3 protein-coding genes are annotated in these 2,729 nt (G+C 22.1%); all 3 read right to left on the bottom strand.

What is annotated here, in order from left to right:
* On the bottom strand, positions 1–879 hold an 879-nt coding region (locus RI68_RS01595; RefSeq protein WP_017193511.1), incomplete at its 3' end, for an MATE family efflux transporter.
* Positions 880–932: 53 nt separating this feature from the next.
* On the bottom strand, positions 933–1,952 hold the full coding sequence (trpS, locus tag RI68_RS01590; RefSeq protein WP_017193510.1) for a tryptophan--tRNA ligase: 1,020 nt from the start codon (positions 1,950–1,952) through the stop codon (positions 933–935).
* Between the two features lie 34 nt (positions 1,953–1,986).
* Positions 1,987–2,729, bottom strand: a 743-nt coding sequence (locus RI68_RS01585; RefSeq protein WP_017193509.1) for a hypothetical protein, incomplete at its 5' end; no start/stop codon positions are given.

Raw genomic sequence — 2,729 nt, 5'->3', positions numbered from 1 at the left:
GGCGACCGTTATTACTCCATTATTAGTTTCATTAATGATAGAAAAATTAAGAATAACTTTAGTTAAAATATTACTAATTCTAATAGAAAAAATAGATAAAAACAATTGAAATAATTTTTTTAAAAAATTTTTATCAAAAGAAGCTTTTGTCAAATTAATTCTAAAAAGATTTTTTTTATTAAAAATAATAAAAAAAGAAATCACAGTTAATAAAAAATCAGATATTAAAGTGGAAAGAGAAACATAAAAGACATAATTTTCTAAATTTTCTTCAAACGAAAGTCGTTTATCAGGCGAAATACAAACACAAAGGAAATAAGAAATAAATATTTTTAGAAAAAAATTGAACAAATTTAAAAAGAAAACTTTAGAATTATGTTTTTGAATTCTTTCAAAACCTAAAATAATCATATTAATGGTAACAAAAACTAAAGAAGATAAAGAAAGTAAAAAATAACTTTTTCCGTATTTATCTTCAATAAAGTCTTCGTTAATATTTAATAATTTTAAAAAAGATGCTCTCAAATATATGAAAAAACTTAAAACAAAAATTACAAAGAAAAAAGAAAATACTAAAAAAAAATTAGATAATTTATTCATTTTTTCAAAGTTTTTTAAACTATATTCCCTAGCTATTAAAGAAATTCCGGCAATGATAATGGAAAAAACAAAAGTAAAAATTATTTTTTTAGCTCCATTAATTTGCGAAAACATACTTATTTCTTTTAAACCAAATTTATTTTTTAAGAAAAATAAATCAATATTATTAGAAATATTGTTAAAAACTAAATAAATCATCATAGGAAAAGAAGAAAATAAAATAAATTTCCATATGTTTGTTTCTTTTATTTTTTGTGTTTTTTTTTCTAAATCATTCATTTAAAAAAATACCCCCTACCTTATGAAGGTATAAGATTTTTTAAAAATTTTTTTTATTGCCATCCGATACCTAATTTTTTCTTAACTTTTTTTATTTTTGTTTCTGCAATAAAACTGGATTTTTTTGCTCCTTTTTCAAAAATTTCATATAAAATAGAGTTTTTATTATAAAAAGCAAATTTCTTTTGAATTTCATCAATTGTTTCCGCCACTACATCAGAAACTTTTTCTTTTAAAATTTGATAAGAAGAATTTAAAAAATATTTTTCAGTTTCTTCCATTGATAAATCTTTTAAAGCTGAATAAATGGTTAAAAGGTTTGAAATTCCTGGTTTTTTTTCTACATCATAATAAATTTTTTTATCCGAATCGGTGACAGATCTCATAATTTTTTGTCTAATAATCTTCAAATCTTCTGAAAGAAAAATACAACCTTTATCATTTTGTGGATCCAATTGAAAACTTTTACTCATTTTTTTAGTCGGTTCGGTTAAAGATTTAATTGTATGACCCATTTTTAAAAATTCAGGAATAACAAAAGTTTCTCCATATAAACTATTAAAACGATCAGCTAAATCGCGAGTCAATTCTAAATGTTGTTTTTGATCTTGACCAACCGGAACCACATTAGCGTCATAAAGTAAAATATCTGAAGCCATTAAAAGAGGATAAGTATAATAAGAAGTTCTTATGTTTTGACTAGAATTATTTTTTTTCTGTTCTTTAAATTGGATCATTCGGTTTAATTCGCCTAAATAAGAAGTAGACTCCATTATATAACTCAAATAAGTATGTTGAACAACTTCTGATTGAACAAATAAATTAACCTGAGAAGATTCTAAACCTGAAGCTAAATAAAGAGCCGCGATATTTTTAATTCTTTTCTTTAATAATGTTGGTTCTTGAAATTTTGTTAAAGCGTGTAAATCAGCAATAAAAACATAAAGATCATATTCTTGATTAAATTTTTTTTGAAAATTAACTAACGGTTTAACGACTCCTAAATAATTTCCTAAAGTTAAATCTCCAGTTGGCTTTATTCCCGTCACTAATCTTTTTTTTGCAATTGACATTTTTATCAACCTTTTTTTAAATTTAATTATTTTTTTAATCGTATATAATTATATTACCTTTTAAAAAGCTTTTTTTATCATTAAATTTATTCTTAAAATATAGAACAAAGAAAAAAAGGAACGAAAAGAAAAAAGTTAAAATCAGTATTCTAAAAAAAACAGCTGTTTTTCCTCCAATATTTCTCATATCGAATAATGGTTCGCCAAATAATTTATTAATTTCTTTGCCTCGATAAGAATGCTGTTTATGACATTGAATATTAGGATAAGGAAAAAAACATTTATCCCCTCCTTTTTTACAATTACGATAACCTTTATTAGGAGAGAATAACAACAAATAATAAAAAGAGAGAAATAAAATAGGGTGAATGAAAGTTAAAAATATTTTTCTAAAATTATTAAAATTAACTGGAATAAAAAAGAAAAAAAGAACGAAATAAGAAAAAGGTATTAAAACGTGTTGTGAAATACTTAAAGCACGCCAAATTCTATCTTCTAAATTATTATTTCTTATAATTTGAACAAAATCACTGCTTTCAGGCGTCCAAAATGGATGAAGGAAAAGATTGTAAATAAAAGTAGTTAATAAAGCATATACCATAATAATAATTATCAATAAAGAATGAATTTTTTTATTTTTACTTTTAAGAAAAAAAGATAATAAAATTAATAAAACCGCAATATTCATTTGAAAAGTAAAATATTTTAAATATCTTAAAAAAACTTCTTTACAAAAAAAAATTCCCTTTTCTTGTTTAGAAAAAATAAAAAAAGTTA

Origin of the sequence: Vaccinium witches'-broom phytoplasma str. VAC (assembly GCF_000309405.1) — a bacterium.
In the GTDB taxonomy this organism is placed as follows: Bacteria; Bacillota_I; Bacilli_A; order Acholeplasmatales; family Acholeplasmataceae; genus Phytoplasma.
This window is presented reverse-complemented; position numbering and strand designations above follow the sequence as displayed.

Bases quoted from the DNA above. Each gene is read 5' to 3' on its own strand.
- trpS (WP_017193510.1), bottom strand. From the start codon at position 1,952: ATGTCAATTGCAAAAAAAAGATTAGTGACGGGAATAAAGCCAACTGGA.